Here is an 18,726-nt window from a genome sequence, read left to right as displayed (position 1 = left end):
GTTACCAGCGGTAGGTCACCGAACTGACCAGTTGCCGCTCATCGCCATAGCGGCAAATCGCAAACTCGCAGTAGGTGTAGCGCTTATTGGTGACGTTATTGGCGTTAAGCGCGACTTCCCAATTGGGGTCGATCTCGTAACTGGCGCGGGCGTCGTACAGCGTGTAAGCCGGCATCGAAGACGGCACGCCGGATGCCTGCGTGGTGCCCTTGTAACGAGCGCCGCCGCCGATGCGCAGTTGCGGCACCCCCAGCGCGGCCAGGCGGTAATCGGCCCAGAGCGCGGCCTGGTGATAGGGCGTGTCTTCGCTGCGCTGGCCGATTTCGCTGGCGATATCGCTTTTGGTGATGCGTGCGTCGATGTAGGCATAGGACGCGATCAGACTGAGGTTGGGGGTGACTTCGCTCTTGGCTTCCAATTCGAAGCCTCGAGAGCGCACCTCGCCGACCTGCACCGAGAAATTGATATCGGTGCGGTCCTGGCTCAACACGTTGCGCTGTTCCAACTGGTACACCGCCGCACTCAGCAGCGTGGCGCTGCCCTCGGGCTGATAGCGGATACCGATTTCATACTGCTTGCCCTGGGTGGGTACAAAGCTTTGACCCGCCTTGTTGGTGCCGGCCACCGGGAAGAACGATTCGCTGTAGCTGATGTAGGGCGCCAGGCCATTGTCGGCCTTGTACACCAGGCCCGCACGCCAGGTGGTGGCTTCATTGCTTTTGCCACTGTCGTCGCCATTGCGGAACAGTTCGGTGTGCTGGTCCGCCCAATCATGACGGCCACCGAGCAGCAGAATCCAACGCTCGTCGAACTTGATCTGGTCCTGGAAATAGATGCCTTTTTGCAGCGTGTCGATTTGCGAGCCACGGTCGGTCGCGGGGTTTTTATTCACCACCACCGGCTGGCCATATTGGTAGGTCGCCAGGTTCAGCGGTTGTGCAGTGCCCCGGAAGTTATGGGAGTCGTAGCTGGTGTCATACCCATCAAGGCCCAGCAGGAAGGTGTGCTGCCAGTCGCCGAACTGCCATTTGCTTTCGATGTGGGTGTCGCTGGCCAGGCCCCGTGAGCGTTCTTCACGGTCGCTGTACTGGCGACGCAGCAGGCCGGAGGTCTGCGCAGTGGCGATGTTGGTGCCGGAGGTGTTGACCTGCAGGTAGCGCCAGGTCACATCCGATTGGTAGTACCGCAGCTTATGGCTGATGCGCGTGTGCTCATCGAAGCGGTGCTCGAATTCGTAGCCCAGCGCCGACATCTCGCCGTTCATCTCGTCGTAGTCCGGTTCGCCGATAAAGTCGTGGCGGCCGATCTGGAAATTGCCGCTGCCCACACCTTTGGTCAATTGATAGGGCAGGGGCGCGGAGAAGCCGGTTTCGGTCTTCTGGTAGAACGACAGCAAGGTCAGCGAGGTGTCGTCATTCGGCCGCCAGGTCAGGGCCGGGGCGACGTAGACCTTATCGTTCTGGATATGGTCGGCGGCGGTGTCGCTCTTGCGGTCGAGCAGGGTCAGGCGGTAGCTCAAGGTGTCGCTGTCGCCCAGGGGGCCGGTGAAGTCGGCGGACAGTTGCTTGCGGTTGTTCTGCCCGGCTTGCAGGTTGACCTCATGGTAAGGCGTCTGGCTCGGGCGTTTGCTCACGGTATTGATCAGGCCGCCCGGCGACAGTTGCCCGTACAGCACCGACGCCGCGCCGCGAATCACTTCGGCGCGTTCCAGGCCATAGGGTTCCTGCACGCCATCGTAGGAGTTGTTTTGCAGGCGCAGGCCATCGCGCAGGGAACCACCGGTGGCGGATTCCACATCGAAACCGCGAATGCGAAAGCGGTCCGAGGTGCGGTTGAAACTGGTGGGTTGGCTGGTGAAACCCGGCGTCAGGTCGAGGGTTTGCGACAGGGTTTCCGATTGCCGGTCGCGGATCTCGTCGCTGGTGACCACCGACAGCGATTGCGGGGTTTCGATGATCGGTGTGTCGGTCTTGGTCGCGCTGAGGTTGCGCGTGGCCACGTAGCCCTTGACGTGCTCGGTGCTGCTTTCTTCGCTCAAACCGGTGATCGAGGTCGGCCCCAATTCCAGGGCGCCGCCGGTGTTGACCGGCACCAGCACATACCCGTTGGCACCTTGCACCGCTTGCAAGCCACTGCCGCGCAGCAACTGGGCAAAGCCCTGGTTGATCGGGAAATCGCCTTGCAAACCCGCGGTGCTCAAACCGGCGACGGTCGTGCTGTCGAACAGCAACGCCACATGGGCCTGCTGGGCGAACAGGTTCAGTGCCGGGCCCAGCGGGCCGGCGGCGATGGCATACCGCGCGCCTCTTGTGCGGCCACCGGGCTGCACAGGCCCAGGCTCAGTGCGGTAAGGCTGGCCAGGTTGATCGCCAGGGCGAGAGGCAAAGGTGAACGCTTGAGGCGGCGCGGCATGGAAGAGTTCCTGTTATTGAGGTGCTTTCTTCCTTGACGGGGCAGTGCGGAAAAGCGGAACCCGGCACGCGTAACTATTTTTCGTGACGTTCGATCTGCAACCACAGCGGACTGAACGAGCGGATGCGCACCGGCAGGCCATCGGAAATCAATTGCAGGGCGCGACGCGGGTTATCCAGCGGCAACACGGCAGAGACGCGCAGGTCGGTCAATTGCTCGCGATTGAACTGTACATGGCCGCCGTACTGGCGTGCCAATTCATCCAGTACTTCCGGCAACGGCCGGTCCTGTACCACCAACTGGTGGTGCTGCCAGGCGTCGTTCGTGATGCGGGGATCGACCTTGCCCAGCAGCATCACCGCGTCCGGCGTAATGCGCGCCTGTTCGCCGGCACTGACGTTCACGGCAGTGTGCTGACCGGCATCGGTGGCGGCGACGGTCGACTCGAGCATGGTCAGCAGCGTGCCCGGCGTCACGCCTGACCGTGAAACGCGTGCCGAGGGCGCGCATCTGGCCATCGTCGGTCACCACGGTGAATGGCCGCGTGGCATCGTGGGCCACCTGCACCAGTATTTCGCCGCGCAGCAAGCGCACCTGGCGTTGCTGGCCGTTGAAAGTCAGGTCCACGGCGCTGTTGCCGCTGAGGGTCAGTTGCGAACCGTCCTCCAGGTTGATCCGCTGCCAGTGCGCCGGGGCGGTGCGTTGGTCGGCCAGCAGGTAACTGGGCGGATACGCCCGCAACGCCAGGGCCACCGGCAACGCCATCAGCAAGCCCAGCAGGACGCGGCCGGCCGGGTTGCGCCGGCGTACCCGGGCCGCTTCCAGTGCGGCTTGCACCGGTGCCTGTTGCGGGCGCAGGGCCTGCAAGCGCCCGACAAACCCCTGTAAGCGCTCAAAGGCCGCCGCGTGCTGTGGGTCGGCGGTCTTCCAGCGGTCGAATTGCTGCTGCTCGCGCTCGCTGAGGTTGCCTTCATTCAGACGAATCACCCAGTTGGCGGCCTGTTGGTCGAGATCGGCGCTCATACGTCCAGCGCGTGGTTGCAGTGCAGCAGGGCATTCATCAGGTGCTTGCGCACCATGCGCTCGGAAATCCCCAGGCGGCTGGCGATGTCGCTTTGGCGCAGGCCTTCGAGGAAGTACAGCAGGAACGCCTGTCGGGCATTCAGGGCCAGGCCGTCGAGGACAAAGGCAATCTGCTCCAGCGCTTCAAGGGTGACCAGGATCTGTTCCGGCGACTGCTGGCATTGCTCCATCATCTCGATGGTCAGCGCCAGTTCGCGCAGGTAGGCGTCTTCCAGCTGACGGCGGCGCGCCCGGTCGATGATCAGGTGGCGTGCGGTGGTCGTGAGGAACGCCCGCGGTTCACGCAGGGCGCCGAGGGCGTCCCGGGACGTAAGGATGCGTACAAAGGTATCGTGGGAAAGGTCCGCAGCGTTCTGTGGGCAACCGAGTTTTTTTCGCAGCCAGCCGAACAACCAGCCATGATGCTCGGTGTAGAGCACATGGACGGCCTGGTTCAAGGGAAGGTCGCTGGCCGACATGGGAGGTTACGTCTGCGGATAAGAATTATTCGCAAGATTAGCGGTGTGCCATCAGCGAAAGCAAGCGTGGCCAGCAGTGATTGTGTATTTAAGCCTTCGGTTTGGATAACGGGGACGTGACAGACGCGGCGACATCCCATGTCAGCATGAGCTGGCTGATCGCTGCATCGATGGCTGAATGCGCCATCCCATCGCGTGCCAGGATCGACACCCCCTGCAGGAAACTGTCAAACACCGTCGCCATCACCACCGGTTGGGTATGCGCCGGCAATTGCCCCAGGCGCACCGCCCGCTCTACACACGCCACGATCCCTGCCCGTGTGCGCAACCGCGATTGGGTCAAGCCATCTGCCACCCGTGCGTTCTCCGGGCTTGGCGCGCTCATCACGCCCAGCGCCACCATGCAGCCTTTGGGATGACCGTCTTCACACTGCATGCGCGCCGACTGGCGCAACGCGGTCTCGATCGCCTGACGTGGTTGCAGGGTTTCATCCCACAAGCATTCGGTGACTTGGGCGTAGGTTGTCAGGTAGCGCTGCACGCATTCGTCGAACAAGGCTTCCTTGGAGCCGAACGCGGCGTAAAAGCTTGGCGCGGAGATGCCGCCGCCCAGGCCCGCCTTGAGCTGAGCGAGAGAGGTGGCGTCGTAGCCGTGCTGCCAGAACAGGTGCAGGGCCTGGTCCACAGCCTGTGCACGGTCGAAATTACGCGGGCGGCCCATTTGTGCCATATGAAGACTCCGGTGGAAAGCGAGATAAATACTAGTCGATACATAAGTCGTTGACAACGTGCGCCGGTCGCCTGCAACATTTATATCGATCAGTATTTAAGTCTGTTTCCAAGGAGCTTCCCGTGACGCCTTCACTCACTTTATCGGCCTCGTCCGAACGCCTGCCCATTGGCGCCTTGCTCGCCCTGGCCATGACCGGCTTCATCTGCATCGTCACCGAAACCCTGCCCGCCGGCCTGTTGCCGTTGATCAGCGAAGGGCTGGCGATTTCGCCGTCCATGGCCGGGCAGATGGTCACGGCCTATGCATTGGGATCGGTGCTGGCGGTGATTCCCATGACCATCGCTACCCGTGGCTGGCGTCGGCGCAATGTGTTGCTGCTGACCATCGTCGGTTTCCTGCTGTTTAACTCGATCACCGCGTTGTCATCTCACTACGGCGTGACCCTGGTGGCGCGTTTCTTCGCCGGAGTCGCGGCGGGGTTGGCCTGGAGCCTGCTCGCCGGTTATGCCAGGCGCATGGTCGCGCCTCATCAACAGGGCAGGGCGCTGGCACTGGCCATGGTCGGCACGCCGATTGCGCTGTCGCTGGGTGTACCGCTGGGTACCTGGCTTGGCGGGCTGGTGGGATGGCGCACCGCCTTCGGCCTGATGTCGGGGCTCACCGTGGTGTTGATCGTCTGGGTGTTGGTGAAAGTGCCGGACTATGCGCCGCAACCCGCACACCAGCGACTGTCGCTGGGCCAAGTGCTGACCACGCCAGGCGTGCGCCCGGTGCTGGCGGTGGTGATCAGTTGGATGCTGGCGCACAACATTCTGTACACCTACATCGCCCCCTTCGTGGCGTCGGCGGGGCTGGCGGAGCGCGTCGACCTGGTCCTGCTGGTGTTCGGTAGTGCCGCGTTGGCGGGGATCTGGATCACGGCCAGGCTGGTCGAGCCGTTGCTGCGCAAGACCGTGCTGGTGAGCCTGGCGGCCTTTGCGCTGGTCTGCGTGGTGTTCGGCTGGCTGGGCTCAATGGCTGAGGTGATCTACTGCGGCGTGGCGGTGTGGGGCCTGAGCTTCGGCGGCGCCGCGACCTTGCTGCAAACCGCCCTGGCGGATGCGGCGGGCGAGGGCGCGGATGTGGCGTTGTCGTTGAATGTGGTGGCGTGGAACAGCGCGATTGCCGGCAGCGGCGTAGTGGGCGGGGTGCTGCTGGACACGTGGGGAGTGGGGTCGTTTCCGTGGGCGATGCTGGGGTTGGTGGCCGTGGCACTGTGCATTGTGTGGACGGCGCGGGTCCATGGGTTCAAACCGGGTAAGCGGTCTGCCGATGGGCCCGCAGCAGTGGGACATTGAGCCGGGCCTAAGCCAGCTTCACGTTCATGGTGATACGCGCGGTAAACACGTTGACGTCGCCTTCATCGAAGATGTCCACCGGCACAATCTTGTCCCCAGCGGTGTGCCAATCGATACCGCTGCCGTCGGCCACTGCGCGAATGTCGGTTTTTGCCTTGGCCAGGTATTCCACCGTCATGCCTTTGGGAATCCAGCGAGCACCTGTTGGAATCGAGGCGTCCGTCATCATGCCGCCGGCCAGTTCGGCGGCATTGCACAGCGCTATCGCGTGTACCGAGGCCAGGTGGTTTGTGATTTCCTTGCGAAACGGCACGGTGACTACCGCGTAGTTCGGGCGCAGCTCGGCGATATTGGGAGTGATAGTGCTGAAGTACGGCGCCATCTGGCACGCCAGGGTGCTGAATGCGGCGGGGCCTACGCTATTGAACATGCTCAGTGCTTGGCTCATCGGGTGTCCTCAGGGTCAGTTGACAGAATAATATTCTGTAACGGAACAATATTCTGTTAATTCCATGAGTGTCAAGCCGATCGATCAACCTATAAACTCTTTTTATTTGGCGCCTCTTTGCATGCACTCCATCGACCTGATCGAACGCACCTACCCCGGCAGGCGCAGCGACCTCAAGCGCACCATCCTGCGTGAGGCGCTCGCGTGTTTTAACGACGTAGGCATCGAAGCGACCAATATCGAGACCATCCGCGCACGCTGCGAAACCAGCGTGGGTGCTATCTACCACCACTTCGGCAATAAGGAAGGGCTGGTGGCCGCTCTGTTTTTTGCCGCGCTTGAAGATCAGGCCGCCCTGCGTGATCGCTACCTGCAAGAGGCGAACACCGCACACGAGGGCATCGTTGCGTTGGTGTACAGCTACGTGGAGTGGGTGGATGCACAGCCGGACTGGGCGCGCTTTGTCTTTCAGAGCCGCTTTGCGGTGTCCAACGGCCCGTTCAAGGACGAACTGATGTCGCGCAACAAGCAGCGAAACAAGCAATTGAAGGACTGGATGAGCGCCGAGGGACGCCAGGAATATTTCGGCCACTTGCCTGCCGAATTGATCCCCTCGTTGATCATCGGCGCGGCGGAAAGCTACTCACGGGCCTGGCTTTCGGGCAAGGTTAAAAAGAGCCCTCAGGCGTATCGAGAGCCGTTGGCCGAGGCCGCGTGGAATTCGATTCTTCAGGGTCGGCACTAAAGTGCAATGTGAGGGTCCATAGGTCCCGCCTGACCCTCACGAAAAGATTTAAAAACATGCACTTACGCAATATTGCAGCCGCGCTCTCGACCCTTTTGCTGCTGTCCACCGGGGCGCAGGCCCGTGGTGCGATGGACCTCTATTCCAGCCAGGAACAACGCCTTTCGTTCGACAGCTGCGCCGATATTTTCCCTGCCGCGACACCGATCAAGACCGCCACCATCCCCGCCAGCATGAAACCCCTGGCGCTGTGCTCCGACCATTTTGCGGTGCTCTATTCACAAACCAGCAAGACCCCGCTGGTGGTGGTCGAACGCCTCAACGCCAGCCAGCTTAAGGACGCCAAAGGCGAAGAACGCACCAACCACTTCTACGCCGACCCGCGCATCCCCAAGGGCGCGCGCGCAGAGCTGAGTGACTACCGTGGTCAGCAACCGGCCATGGACCGTGGCCACCAATCCCCGGCCGCCGATGCACCCGACGCCAAGGCCATGGCCCAGTCGTTCGCGCTGTCGAACATGGTGCCCCAGGACCCCACCAACAACCGCAAGATCTGGAGCAAAGTCGAGGCCGACGTGCGCAAATTCGCCGTGCGCGCCGGTGGCGATGTATTTGTGTTTACCGGGCCGTTGTTTGATTCGGGCTACAGCACCATGGGCGACAACCAGGTGTGGGTGCCGACGCGTCTCTTCAAGTTGGTGTACGACGCGTCGTCCAAACGGGCCTGGGCGTATGTGTTGCCCAATGCTGAAACGCGGATTCAGCGGCCGATGGATTACGACACGTTTGTGAAGGCGACCGGGCTTAAATTGCTGGGCAATCTTCCGGTGTCGGGGTCGGTGGGACGCGGCTGATTGAGCGGGTTTATACTTTGCGGCCTCGTACTCCATCTTCTTCAAATGAACTGAGATCCCGATGAGCACCTCTCTTCCCACAACGCCCACGCGCACACCCGTCGCGCCGCTGGTAGCTTTTATCATCCTGGTGCTCGGCGCCTTGTTCCTGCAAAACAGCGTCGGCTCACGCCAGGTGTTGCTGCTGGTAGTCGGCGCCGCGCTGGGCCTGACCCTCTACCATGCGGCGTTCGGCTTCACCTCTGCCTGGCGCGTCTTTATCAACGAGCGCCGTGGCGCCGGCTTGCGCGCGCAGATGGTGATGCTCGCGCTGGCGGTGCTGCTGTTCTTCCCGGCATTGGGAGCGGGCACTTTGTTCGGGCAACCGGTTGTCGGGCTGGTGGCGCCAGCCGGGGTGTCGGTGGTGTTCGGTGCGTTTATCTTCGGCATCGGCATGCAGTTGGGCGGTGGCTGTGCCTCGGGCACGCTGTTCACCGTGGGCGGCGGCAATGCGCGCATGCTGGTGACGCTGCTGTTCTTTATCTGCGGCTCGTTGATCGCCACGCACCATGTGGACTGGTGGTTCGCCCTGCCGGCGTTCCCGGCGGTGTCCATCGTCAAGAGCTTTGGCGTAATGCCTGCCTTGCTCGCCAGCCTGGCGATGTTCGCCCTCATCGCGACCGTCACCGTACGCCTGGAAAAGCGCCGTCATGGCCAGCTTGAAGAAGGCGTGAAGAGTGAACACCAAGGCCTGCGCCGTTTCCTGCGCGGCCCGTGGCCCCTGGTGTGGGGCGCGATTGGTCTGGCGCTGCTCAACTACGCCACCCTGGCACTGGCCGGGCGGCCTTGGGGCATCACGTCGGCCTTCGCCCTGTGGGGCGCCAAGGTGGCGAGTGGTTTGGGTGTGGACGTAAGCGCCTGGGCGTTCTGGCAGATGCCGGGCAATGCCAAGGCCCTGGCGGCGCCGGTGTGGGAAGACATCACCAGCGTCATGGACATCGGCATCGTCCTCGGCGCGCTGTTGGCTGCCGGCCTGGCTGGGCGTTTCGCCCCCAGCCTGAAGATCCCGGCCCGCTCGCTGATCGCTGCGGTGATCGGCGGCCTGCTGCTCGGTTATGGTTCGCGGCTGGCGTACGGCTGCAACATCGGCGCGTACTTCAGCGGCATCGCTTCGGGCAGCCTGCATGGCTGGGTGTGGTTGGTGGCGGCGTTTATCGGCAACAGCGTGGGCGTGCGCCTGCGGCCGTTTTTCTTTGCGGGCGAGCGCCGGCCGGTGGCGCTGAGCGGCTGCTGAGTCAGTCCTGCGGGGAAACGCCTGGCGCCTGATCGGCTTCAGCCGCCAGCTTTTCCCGCTCCGCCTTGCTGATGTATTTGTCCTTGGATTTGGGCGCCAATTTGGCGCTGGCCTTTTTGGCCTTGGCCTTGAACAACTGCTGCAGTTTTTTCTGGCGATTCATGGGGCTCTACCTGGGTTAAACGTGCCCGGATGATACCAGCTTAAAAACCGCAGCCAATGGCTAGCAAGGTTGTGCCGCCAAGCTGTTGCTGACGCTGCGGCCCAGCACCAGCACCGTCACAAACCCGCAACCCACCAACGCCGTGGCCAGGCTCAGCAGCACCGCGCTGCCCATCTGGTCGACGATCTGCCCGCCAAAGAACGAGCCCAAGGCAATAATCACCTGGAACAACGCCACGAACAGTGGCATGCCGCGCTCGACATCCTTGGGCGCCACCACGAACATCCAGATACTCGCGCAGGCCGGGAACGCACCAAAGGCAAAGCCCCACAGCGCGATCAGCATCGCGGCGCCGGTCATGCCGGTGGCGAAATACGGGAACAGCGCGGTGCTGGTACCGATCATCAGCGCCACCAGCAGCAAGGTATTGCGCACGCTGCGGTTAGCCGCGAACCCGGCAAAAATATTGCCCATCACCCCTGCGACGCCATACAACAGCAGCAGCGAACCAATGGTCGGCCCATCAAAACCGGAACTGTGCTTAAAGAACGGCGCGACATAGGTGTAGGCCGCAAAGTGCGCCAAGCCGATCAGCAACACCGCGATCAACCCGACCCGCGCCTGTGGGTTGATAAACAACGCAGGCAGATCACTGACGCGAATGGCCTTCTCTGGAGTGAGCCTTGGCAGCAGGAACACCTGCGCCAACAACACCGGAATGCCCACCAGCGCCGTCACCAGGAACGTCATGCGCCAGCCCATCAAACCACTGAGCCAGGTGCCGACGGGCACGCCGAGTACCGTGGCCAGGGTCACGCCCATCATGATGATCGAAGTGGCCTTCGCCACGCCCACACCCTTGGGCGCCAGGCGGCCACTGAGGGCAATCGCCGTCGCCCAGAAACCGCCGATGCTGATACCCAGCAACACACGGCCGAACAGCAGCAGGTTGAAGTCGCTGGCGAAGGCCACGACCGTGTTGGCGATGATCATGATCAACGTCAGGCCGATCAGCAGATACCGCCTATCCATGGTGCCAATGCTCACCGACAGAAACGGTGCGGCGAGGGCCGCCATGATGCCGGGCAGCGTCACCATCAAACCGGCGTGGCCGGCACTGATACCGAGGTCGGCGGCGACGTCGTTGAGCACGCCCACCGGCAGGAATTCACTGGTCACCAGGGCAAAGGCACCCACGGCAACCGAAAGAATCGCCAGCCACTGCTGCTTGACGCTTTGTTGATTATGTTCGGGAAGGCCGCTGGAGGCCTGGCTCGCGCTTGGCATGGTGATGGGTTCCAAGAGGGGAGGTCGCCTGAAGACAGGCGCAGGGGAAGACGTGGGAGGCGATTATAGGAACGGGGGGTGGTGAGCCTATAGGCGAGTGGTTCGATAGTAATCATCAGTGCTATCGATGTGACGGCACTGCGCTAGAAAGTTTATCAAGCAAACACAATCACTCCGGCTCACTCCTCGCCAGCCCCTTCGCCCATGCGGAGGTCATTTTTTCCACCACGGCGACAAACTCGTGATGGGCGATTCGATAATCGGAAAGTTCCCCGATGGCGCGGCTCATTCCACCGTGCACTCTTGCAAGCAATTCGTTGCAACGAGACTCCGTCAAATTGCATGAGCTGCGACCGAACTTGACCAGCATCTTACGTTTGGGCCTTGCGCATCCCTACTTCAGGTATGGTGTTGTTCTCGATGCCTGAAATAGTTGCACGGCTCATTCCGTGCCGTTGCGCAAGTTGGCTTTGTGAAAGACCGGCTGCCTTGCGCAGATTTTTAATAAGGGTCCCCAAGTCATTCATTTTTTTGCATCCTATACGGTGCATTTTTGATTTAACTGATTAAGTGCACCGTATTCGATGCATTTTTTTCTTGGGTAGCACTTTCTTTTAATTGTTGTCTGCTCGCCCCAAAAACCCAGTAATCAGCCCCACAATCTGCTGCTGAATTACCCCTCGCGCCCGAGCCCCTTCGCCATCCCGGCAAATCATGCCATCCCCCGGCGAGCTCTCTTCAATCAAGGCAATCGCCCCTGGCTTGCAGATCGACATGAAGCTGAAGTGGGTAGCGTCGGCAATCTCCACATATTGCGTCGAAGCTTTTGCCATCCGCCGGACCATATCCGCGGACTCCAATTCAGGTGTCATATCCTCCGTTGGCACACCCCCCGCAATTACCAGCGCCGGCACTGGCAAGGCGGCGAGGCTGGCGTCGGTGAAGCCGCGCGACAGGCCCAGGTCCAACGACACAATGGCGGTGACACGTTTGTCCCTCAAATCAGCAGCCAGCCTGGCCTTGCCCGCTGGCGTGGCGGCAGGGTTCATCTCGTGGTAGCCGATGCAACCGCCCAGCTTGGGGTAGGTGCTGCACTCCCTGGCGAAGAGATCAGGATCGAAGCGCGCCCCGGCGATTGCCAGCACGGTCCAGCCGCCGAGGGAATGGCCCACGGCGGCGATCTGTTTGCTCGCTACCGCGCCAAATTGGGCGGGCTGAGCCAACACCGCATCGATAGCCCGGCTCAGGTCCGCCGGGCGTTGCCATAACTGCGCGGCGGCTTGCGGGCTGCGGTCCTTGGTGGTGGTGCCGGGGTGATTGACCGCCGCGACGATATAACCCTGATGGGCCAACGCACTGGCCAGCCACACCTGTTTACCCCAGTTGCCGCCGTAGCCGTGGGAGAGCACGACCAGGGGATGTTCACCGCTGGCCGGTGGCGCAGCGGGCACGGCGAGGGCGCCGATGAAGACTGCATTGTCGGCGATCATCTGCGGTTGAGCGGTGGTGGTGGCGGGGTACCAGACGGCCAACTCAAGTGGACGCTGGTTGTGGGTATCGGGCAGCAGGGTGGTTTTGAAGCCGATGGGGCTTTCGTCAGCGAAGGTAGGAGCGGTCAAGCACAGCAGGAATAGGGCGCAGAAAGCCGTTCTCATTGTTTTTATCTTCCTTGATGGGATCGAAGCTTCGTGGGTTACGGTATTGCGTAAGCCTCGCGGGCGAGCGCGATCGTATCGTCTTTTTGGGCTCGGGTCGCCGTGGCTTTTGTGGTGAGCGGGCGGTGCGACGATTCGACAAGCCCGCTCACCACAGCAACGCTTCCACTTCATCGTATCTATCCGCCAACTTGAGGAAGGTATTTGCCCAGCCGCTACTGAGGCTGAGTTCTTGCAGGGGGCCGGTGACGGTAAACAGAACGGCCACATCCAGCTGTCTGGGCAAGCCGCCCGATTTGAGCACGCCGATCAAACCCATCAGTTCGGCCTTTGCCTGTGCCTCGTCTTCCCAACTCGACCAGCTGAAGTCATTGTCCGGAAGGCCGATCAGCTCTACCGAGGCTTCGAGAACGTGGATGAGGCTTTCAATCGGAGCCTCACGCTTTATACCTTCTTGAAGCAACGTTCGTGCACGACCCAACTTCATAAGAGCTGTCCGTTCAGTGTGGATGCATGGTGAATAGCATAATAAAGATCGGGCGGCGGCCATAGGCACAGTGTTCGACCTTGACTGACTGGCATTAGGGCAAGCCCGCTCACCATAAAGGTTGGTGTTCGCTCGCCTTAAGAACCGCTACGCGTGGGTCAGCCCCGTCAAGGTATCCGCGATGGTTTTGGTGCGCTGCGCCGTGCCCTCCGTCGCACGGCTGGACGCTTCCAGCGCATCGAGCATCTCGCGCAGCGCGCCCACCCCGGTGGACTGGTCTTCAATCTGCTGTGCCACCCGCTGGATCTCACTCGACAGCAGGTCAATATCCACGCCAATTTCCGCAGCATTCTTGCGCGTAATCTCGGCCAGCTTGCGCACCTCGTCCGCCACCACCGCAAAACCCCGGCCCAGGTCGCCCGCCCGCGCCGCTTCAATGGCCGCGTTGAGCGCCAGCAAGTTGGTCTGCCCGGCGATCTGCTGGATCACCTGCACAATCGACTGAATCCGCAAACTCGACCCGGCCAGTGTGCGCGCACCTTCCACCGCCACGTCCGCCTGGCTCGACAGCCCCTCCACCGTGGCACCGGCCTGGGCCGACACGCTGTTCTGTTGGTCGATGGTGCCCACCAGGTCATCCATCGAGGCGTGCAACTCCCCGGAGTAATGCTTGAGCTGCGCCGCGATTTCCTCCTGCTGTTGCTCGGCCTGGGCCAGCACCTGGCCCAGGTCGGCCAGGCCTTCGAACACCGGCAGGATATTGCTGTCCAGCCCGCGGGTGTTCAGGGTGTTGGAGAAATCATTGTTCTTGAACGCAGCAATCTGCTTGACCACCACATGGTTCAACCCTGCCAGCTTCTTCACCTGGCGCCGTAGGAAAAACGCCTTGAACTCGCCGTAGTGGGCAATGAAATTGTCCACATACTCGTCCGTGAAACCCACGCCCTTGGCGACCCGAAAGAAGAAAATCGCTGTCAGCGTCTGGTTCAGGTTCAGCCCCAGGATCTCCCCAAAGGTCGAAAATCCCGCCAACGGCACATCGCCAAACGTCCCGGCCATGCTGCCCAACTCGGCGCCGTTGTTGAGCCGGCGCAAAATGCAGTCATTCAAAATCCCCGCCACCGGTTGGCCGCCCTTGCCGCGCAAGAACTGCTCATAGTCCAGCCGCGTCGCCTCCCGCAACGGCGTACGCCGCACCATCACCAATTCCTCACCGGGTGCCACGTCGCAAAACAACTGCACGATCTGCTGCTCGAAGTCGATACGGGCGATGGAACGCACAAACAACTCACTGCCCACCCGGATTGCAAACGAATAATCCGCCAGCTTCGACTCCAACGCCTGGGGCGTGCAATTGAACGCATCACACAGCGCCTGCACCATGCTCTTGATATTGCCGCTACTGTCGATCACCTGGTCAATAGTGCGATCCTCCACCGACGCCGTCAGCACACTGAAGGTCAAATCCGCCGGTTTGAAATTTTGGCTCTTGAACACCCCAAACCGCACATGGGCCGCCGTCTTCAGGAACACAATCTGCGCATGGTTCTGATAACTGCGCTGGCCGTCATGTATCAGCGTCTTCTGGAAATCCGACTTACCCCCGGCCGATCCCCCTACAAACAAACACGGAAACCGCCCCGACTCGTACAGCGCTTCCATAAAAAACGACTCCGACGCCGACAACCCATCGAACACCACATAAGCCAACGTATCGCGATGATCAATCGACGTACGTACCTGTACCCGCTTGATATGCCCCACCAACTTGGCAATCCGCTCCTGCATCCCCAACCGCTTGCCGCCCCTACGAATGTCCTCACACTCAAGCGGCACCATCACCACTTCGGCCGAGGCAATCACGCTGTCGTCGAACAGCTGCAACACGATCCGATCCCAGCGCTCGCCCGTGGCGCAATACAACGAATTGGGCGCATTGCACAGCTCGCCGGAGGTGGTGCACAGGCTGATAGTGGAGTGGGGGAAGCGGCGCTTGAGCTTGGCGGCGATCTGGTCAATGTCCAGGTGTGGCGAGATAAAACCGGTGACCAGGGTGGGGGTGATGCGCAGGGCGGTGAGGCCGGCATCCAGCTCGTTGGCGGTGCTGGTGAGGGTGGCGGTGCCTTGGCGCGAGGGTCGGGATTTTTTCAGGAGAGAGAGTGGGTTCATGGGGTGAGCTCGGTCGAGTGGGGGCACGCGGCGAGGCGTGTGGATACTCAGGGTATCGGCGGGCGAGCTTGGGGCAGGAGGGGGTGGGGAGGGGATGCGACGGATGGACGCGGTATGTAAGTCGAACGCAAATGGGGGCGAGCCCCCCTGCGATTCCATTTAGAGCGTCGGTAGTCGGTCCAGCGCACAATTTCGGTCCATTTTCGGCTCGTCGGCGATGGGGACGCGTGCGCCCGAATCGACATTGAAAATGTCAATGTAACAACCGCTCAGCGCGCCCGGGTTATCGACGATTCCCCCTTTGATCACATACCGTGCGCCCGGCGCAAATTCGCTGACAAATCCTACGCTGCACGAGCGATTGGCATTGGCCGAGCCGCGCATCACCAAGTGCAGCGGCTTGCCGGCTTCAATCGGAAAAAAACCTGCCGGTGTCGACACATTCTTATAAACGGAAACTAACTGCCCTCCCGGCGCAGTTGCCACGGTTCTGCCGTATTTGCAGCCGATGGCAGGCGCCTCGACCAGAGACACGCCGTTTCGATAATTTTCCATCGATACCAATTCACTGCGGATAAGCGCCTGAGGCGCCCCCGCAGGCACAAGGTATTTCGGTGCCGGCGCGCAGCCTGCAAGCAGCAGAATTGAACACAGGTAAAGAGGCTTCATAATTTCCTTATTAATGTCGGTAGAGGGCGGAATCAGGTGAAGGCGTGTGAGGCTGCTCTGGCGGTTCGGCACCCGCGTTGAGGTAGTGATCAATTGCACGATGCGCCGCCTGATTAAACTTCAGGTCCAGACCGTTCGGAGGGTTCGGCGTGACTTTGAACATGTGTGTTGTACCTGTTTTAGGGCCAACACCGTTTCGCTACTAAACGAGAGGGTGGCGGCTGTACGCAGGTTAGTAGACCGGGGAAACACACAAAGCCGGCGGATTCTGACGCAACTGTAGACAACGGAGCAAGACGCCGAGGTTTATTGTAGGACTTGTGCTTGTGCTGCAACGCCATCCCGCTTTCCGCCACAGGTAGGGTGTTCGTCCTTGACTGACGGGTATCAGGCTGCTGCCCTGTTTTTCCTTGATTCACCTTGGTATTGCCCAACATCACCCCATAACTACCCTGTCTCCATCAACCGCAAGGACAGACCATGACCAACCCAACCGAAACCGCTATCCTCGCCGGCGGCTGCTTCTGGGGCATGCAAGACCTGTTGCGACGCTACCCCGCGTACTGCACACGCGAGTCGGCTACACCGGTGGCGATGTGCCGAACGCCACTTACCGCAACCATGGCAACCATGCCGAAGCGATTGAGATTGTGTTTGACCCGGCGGTGATCACCTACCGACAGATTCTTGAGTTCTTTTTCCAGATCCATGACCCCAGCACGCCTAACCGGCAGGGCAATGATCTGGGGCCAAGCTATCGTTCGGCGATTTACTACCTGAGCGAGCAGCAAAGGGATATTGCCGAAGATACCGCGGCTGACGTGGATGCCTCCACGCTGTGGCCGGGGCGTGTGGTCACGCAAATAGAGCCCGCCAGGGAGTTTTGGGAGGCGGAGCCGGAGCATCAGGATTATCTGGAGCGGATACCGAACGGGTATACCTGCCACTTCATCCGGCCGAATTGGACGTTGCCCAAGCGGGCGTGAGCGGGAGTAGCGCCGGGGGGAAGGTCGCGACAGGGGAGACCGGCCTGACCCCTATTTCCTCATTTGCTTTTTTTGCCTTGAATCCATTGCCCGCCTTCTAGAGAATCCCCGCCTTTGGCTCGAAAGGATGCGTGCGATGAAGTTCGAAGGGACGTTCCAATACATGGGCAATCACGGGATCGTGTTCAACGTTTCGCAGATCACCCTCACCGACAGCGAACGCGGACGCCTGCGCGAGCTGCATTTTGGCGAGGCTAAAAGTGCCCACTACGAGGTCAACAGCAAGGTTGTCGAGGTGTACGACAAAATGTTGGCCAAGAGCCTGCCGTGCGTGATGATGATCGGCATCTCCAAGCCACTGACGCGGCAACAGGGCGACGCCCTCAATGCCCAGCGCACCAAGATCGCTAACCTGGCCGCCAGTGCCTTCGCTGGCGCCACTTCTGCTGTGGCTTCCCCTTACGTGGGTGTTCCTGTCGGGGCGGGTGTGCGCATGTATGCCAATGAGGTCCTGCCCACCTATCATGCCGGCGACGTGCTGGTCAGCATCGAAGCGCAGGTCAACGGCGGCATTGGCCCGCAACGCAGCGCCTCGACACTGATCATCAAGACCTGACTGGAGATGCACATGCCTGAAATTACCCAGCTGGTCTTGGCCCTGGTGCTGTTTTTTCTGCTCGATCGGTTTGTTAAACCGTACCTGCTTCGCAAGTGGCTGGGGGTGCTGCTGGTGGTGGGGGGGGCGGTCGGTTGCGTGACGGCAAGCCAGGTCCGCCCAGGAGGGGCTGACCTGGGGTTGCTGTCGATCTTTGCGGTTGCGCTGGGGGTGGGATTGTTCCTGAAACGGCGGTGTCATCGGGGTCAGCTCCCTAAAGCCTGACCCCTGTAGCCTCCAGGTTATGGCCATTTAGGCGCAGAGCTTGTTGCTGCTGCGCTGGAGGGCGCTTGCGCCCAGTGCATCGAACGATACGTGGCTCGATGGTATGAGAGATATGTGTGGCAAAACAGCGGTGCTGACGCGGCTGGACCGAGCCGAGGAAAACAATTTTGGCGATTGTGAGCCTGCTGGCGACGGGATGAGTGACATGCGTGTGTTTGTCGGGCCCGGCTACAGGATTTATTTTGTGCGTACGGGTATCACTGCTTACCTGATGCTCTGGGGCAGTGATAAAACCGACCAGAACAGAGGAATCAAACGGGCTAAAGAGATCCTCGCTGCCCTGAGAGGTCAATGAGATGAGCGAATCGAAATTTAAACCGGAGGACATGCCGATCCTCGATCTTGATACCTCCGGCACCAGCGTCTATGAAGCTTCGCGCTTTCTCGACAGCCCGGAGATCATCAGTGCGTACCTTGCACAAAGCATGAAGTCTCAAGACCCGCAGGTGCTCATGAAAGCGCTTGCCGAGGTCGCCAAGGCCCGGGGTGTGAACAAGGTGGCGGAGGCGGCGGGGGTTAATCGCGAGAGCCTGTATAAAACGCTGAAAGGCGGTTCTAAAACGCGTTATGAGACGATTCAGAAACTGATGCTGGCGTTAGGTGTGGAACTGACTGTACAGCCGATTGCGCCGGTGGCGGGCGACCACAACCCTTGAAATACACCGGGGCCCCATGTGGGAGGGGGCTTGCCCCCGATGGCTGAGTGTCAGTCGATACATGTCTGGCTGATACACCGCTATCGGGGGGCAAGCCCCCCTCCCACAGGGGAGTTACCTTAAATCAACAGCACTTGGGCCCACCCTTGCCACCGTAACGGGCTTCCTGGCGTTCCCGGAAGAACGCCTTGTAGTCCATCATCGGCTTGTCCGGGTGCTTGGTTTGCATATGCTCGACGTACGTGTCGTAGTCGGGCATGCCGACCATCAGGCGCGCGGCCTGACCGAGGTATTTACCGAGGCGACTGATGTCATTGAACATGGTTGCAATCCTCGATCATGCGTCCGGCACAGCCTGGAACGGGGTTCTT

At 60.9% G+C, this 18,726-nt stretch carries 22 protein-coding genes and 5 pseudogenes; 9 read left to right on the top strand and 18 right to left on the bottom strand.

Annotated features, from left to right (window positions below; genetic code table 11):
• Window position 1: 1 nt before the first annotated feature.
• From IQK56_RS05300 to IQK56_RS05285, 6 genes are all read right to left on the bottom strand, one after another.
• On the bottom strand, window positions 2–2,329 hold the full coding sequence (locus tag IQK56_RS05300; RefSeq protein WP_341869486.1) for a TonB-dependent siderophore receptor: 2,328 nt from the start codon (window positions 2,327–2,329) through the stop codon (window positions 2–4).
• Window positions 2,260–2,412 carry a hypothetical protein gene (locus IQK56_RS31035; protein ID WP_246500149.1) on the bottom strand — a complete coding sequence of 51 codons (153 nt, stop codon included), beginning with the start codon at window positions 2,410–2,412 and terminating at the stop codon, window positions 2,260–2,262. The genes IQK56_RS05300 and IQK56_RS31035 overlap by 70 nt, the downstream gene beginning before the upstream one ends.
• Before the next feature lie 74 nt (window positions 2,413–2,486).
• Entirely contained in the window at window positions 2,487–2,690 is a 204-nt protein-coding gene (locus IQK56_RS31500) for a FecR family protein (protein ID WP_341869485.1), read from the bottom strand.
• Window positions 2,671–3,435, bottom strand: coding sequence for a FecR family protein (locus IQK56_RS05295; protein WP_341869484.1), 765 nt, complete (start codon window positions 3,433–3,435; stop codon window positions 2,671–2,673). Before IQK56_RS05295 ends, IQK56_RS31500 begins: the two co-directional genes overlap by 20 nt.
• Entirely contained in the window at window positions 3,432–3,953 is a 522-nt protein-coding gene (locus IQK56_RS05290; RefSeq protein WP_150760338.1) for a sigma-70 family RNA polymerase sigma factor, read from the bottom strand. The genes IQK56_RS05295 and IQK56_RS05290 overlap by 4 nt, the downstream gene beginning before the upstream one ends.
• Window positions 3,954–4,041: 88 nt before the next feature.
• Window positions 4,042–4,683 carry a TetR/AcrR family transcriptional regulator gene (locus IQK56_RS05285; RefSeq protein ID WP_150760337.1) on the bottom strand — a complete coding sequence of 214 codons (642 nt, stop codon included), beginning with the start codon at window positions 4,681–4,683 and terminating at the stop codon, window positions 4,042–4,044.
• A 122-nt stretch (window positions 4,684–4,805) separates the two neighbouring features.
• Here IQK56_RS05285 and IQK56_RS05280 point away from each other — a divergent pair, with 122 nt between their 5' ends.
• Complete coding sequence (locus tag IQK56_RS05280) at window positions 4,806–6,023, top strand: MFS transporter (protein WP_150760336.1); 1,218 nt, start codon at window positions 4,806–4,808, stop codon at window positions 6,021–6,023.
• 7 nt (window positions 6,024–6,030) lie between these two features.
• On the opposite strand, the gene IQK56_RS05275 is transcribed toward IQK56_RS05280, so the two are convergent.
• Entirely contained in the window at window positions 6,031–6,471 is a 441-nt protein-coding gene (locus IQK56_RS05275; protein ID WP_122306593.1) for a hotdog fold domain-containing protein, read from the bottom strand.
• Window positions 6,472–6,592: 121 nt separating this feature from the next.
• Here IQK56_RS05275 and IQK56_RS05270 point away from each other — a divergent pair, with 121 nt between their 5' ends.
• From IQK56_RS05270 to IQK56_RS05260, 3 genes are all read left to right on the top strand, one after another.
• Window positions 6,593–7,216 carry a TetR/AcrR family transcriptional regulator gene (locus tag IQK56_RS05270; RefSeq protein ID WP_150760335.1) on the top strand — a complete coding sequence of 208 codons (624 nt, stop codon included), beginning with the start codon at window positions 6,593–6,595 and terminating at the stop codon, window positions 7,214–7,216.
• Window positions 7,217–7,272: 56 nt separating this feature from the next.
• Entirely contained in the window at window positions 7,273–8,070 is a 798-nt protein-coding gene (locus tag IQK56_RS05265; RefSeq protein WP_150760334.1) for a DNA/RNA non-specific endonuclease, read from the top strand.
• A gap of 61 nt (window positions 8,071–8,131) precedes the next feature.
• Window positions 8,132–9,343 (top strand): YeeE/YedE family protein, encoded by a 1,212-nt coding sequence (locus IQK56_RS05260; RefSeq protein WP_150760333.1) that lies wholly within the window; start codon window positions 8,132–8,134, stop codon window positions 9,341–9,343.
• A 1-nt stretch (window position 9,344) separates the two neighbouring features.
• Here the strand turns inward: IQK56_RS05260 and IQK56_RS05255 are convergent, their stop codons facing one another.
• The 10 genes and pseudogenes from IQK56_RS05255 to IQK56_RS31680 all read right to left on the bottom strand — a co-directional run.
• Entirely contained in the window at window positions 9,345–9,506 is a 162-nt protein-coding gene (locus IQK56_RS05255; protein ID WP_099586304.1) for a DUF2986 domain-containing protein, read from the bottom strand.
• 60 nt (window positions 9,507–9,566) lie between these two features.
• Entirely contained in the window at window positions 9,567–10,793 is a 1,227-nt protein-coding gene (locus IQK56_RS05250; RefSeq protein WP_150676142.1) for an MFS transporter, read from the bottom strand.
• A 169-nt stretch (window positions 10,794–10,962) separates the two neighbouring features.
• Window positions 10,963–11,181, bottom strand: a pseudogene (locus IQK56_RS05245) (type II toxin-antitoxin system HipA family toxin); the annotation flags it as partial.
• Window positions 11,177–11,320, bottom strand: a pseudogene (locus IQK56_RS05240) (helix-turn-helix domain-containing protein); the annotation flags it as partial. The pseudogenes IQK56_RS05245 and IQK56_RS05240, both read right to left, overlap by 5 nt.
• An 87-nt stretch (window positions 11,321–11,407) precedes the next feature.
• On the bottom strand, window positions 11,408–12,448 hold the full coding sequence (locus tag IQK56_RS05235) for an alpha/beta hydrolase family protein (RefSeq protein ID WP_193862244.1): 1,041 nt from the start codon (window positions 12,446–12,448) through the stop codon (window positions 11,408–11,410).
• Window positions 12,449–12,596: 148 nt separating this feature from the next.
• Window positions 12,597–12,935, bottom strand: coding sequence for a hypothetical protein (locus IQK56_RS05230; RefSeq protein ID WP_122305923.1), 339 nt, complete (start codon window positions 12,933–12,935; stop codon window positions 12,597–12,599).
• Between the two features lie 147 nt (window positions 12,936–13,082).
• Window positions 13,083–13,577 (bottom strand): methyl-accepting chemotaxis protein, encoded by a 495-nt coding sequence (locus tag IQK56_RS31895; protein ID WP_263596790.1) that lies wholly within the window; start codon window positions 13,575–13,577, stop codon window positions 13,083–13,085.
• A gap of 372 nt (window positions 13,578–13,949) precedes the next feature.
• Window positions 13,950–15,104: pseudogene (locus tag IQK56_RS31890) on the bottom strand (FIST signal transduction protein); the annotation flags it as partial.
• Between the two features lie 159 nt (window positions 15,105–15,263).
• Window positions 15,264–15,872: a hypothetical protein gene (locus IQK56_RS05220; protein WP_224794964.1), complete on the bottom strand. Its 609-nt coding sequence runs from the start codon at window positions 15,870–15,872 to the stop codon at window positions 15,264–15,266.
• Window positions 15,823–15,936 (bottom strand): annotated as a pseudogene (locus IQK56_RS31680) (DUF6124 family protein); the annotation flags it as partial. The gene IQK56_RS05220 and the pseudogene IQK56_RS31680, both read right to left, overlap by 50 nt.
• Before the next feature lie 317 nt (window positions 15,937–16,253).
• Here IQK56_RS31680 and msrA point away from each other — a divergent pair.
• The 5 genes and pseudogenes from msrA (at window position 16,254) to IQK56_RS05195 (ending at window position 18,355) form a co-directional block, all read left to right on the top strand.
• Window positions 16,254–16,759, top strand: a pseudogene (gene msrA, locus IQK56_RS05215) (peptide-methionine (S)-S-oxide reductase MsrA).
• 136 nt (window positions 16,760–16,895) lie between these two features.
• Window positions 16,896–17,375 carry a hypothetical protein gene (locus tag IQK56_RS05210; protein WP_122305937.1) on the top strand — a complete coding sequence of 160 codons (480 nt, stop codon included), beginning with the start codon at window positions 16,896–16,898 and terminating at the stop codon, window positions 17,373–17,375.
• Window positions 17,376–17,387: 12 nt separating this feature from the next.
• Complete coding sequence (locus IQK56_RS05205) at window positions 17,388–17,639, top strand: hypothetical protein (protein ID WP_193862243.1); 252 nt, start codon at window positions 17,388–17,390, stop codon at window positions 17,637–17,639.
• 40 nt (window positions 17,640–17,679) lie between these two features.
• Window positions 17,680–17,994: a type II toxin-antitoxin system RelE/ParE family toxin gene (locus IQK56_RS05200; RefSeq protein ID WP_193862242.1), complete on the top strand. Its 315-nt coding sequence runs from the start codon at window positions 17,680–17,682 to the stop codon at window positions 17,992–17,994.
• Between the two features lies 1 nt (window position 17,995).
• On the top strand, window positions 17,996–18,355 hold the full coding sequence (locus IQK56_RS05195) for an addiction module antidote protein (RefSeq protein ID WP_193862241.1): 360 nt from the start codon (window positions 17,996–17,998) through the stop codon (window positions 18,353–18,355).
• A gap of 124 nt (window positions 18,356–18,479) precedes the next feature.
• Here the strand turns inward: IQK56_RS05195 and IQK56_RS05190 are convergent, their stop codons facing one another.
• Window positions 18,480–18,677 (bottom strand): YbdD/YjiX family protein, encoded by a 198-nt coding sequence (locus IQK56_RS05190; RefSeq protein WP_003176208.1) that lies wholly within the window; start codon window positions 18,675–18,677, stop codon window positions 18,480–18,482.
• Between the last annotated feature and the right edge of the window lie 49 nt (window positions 18,678–18,726).

The organism is Pseudomonas cyclaminis, from assembly GCF_015163715.1.
GTDB classification, from domain to species: Bacteria; Pseudomonadota; Gammaproteobacteria; order Pseudomonadales; family Pseudomonadaceae; genus Aquipseudomonas; species Aquipseudomonas cyclaminis.
The sequence above is the reverse complement of the archived record's forward strand: the minus strand, read 5'-3'. Positions and strand labels throughout refer to the sequence as shown.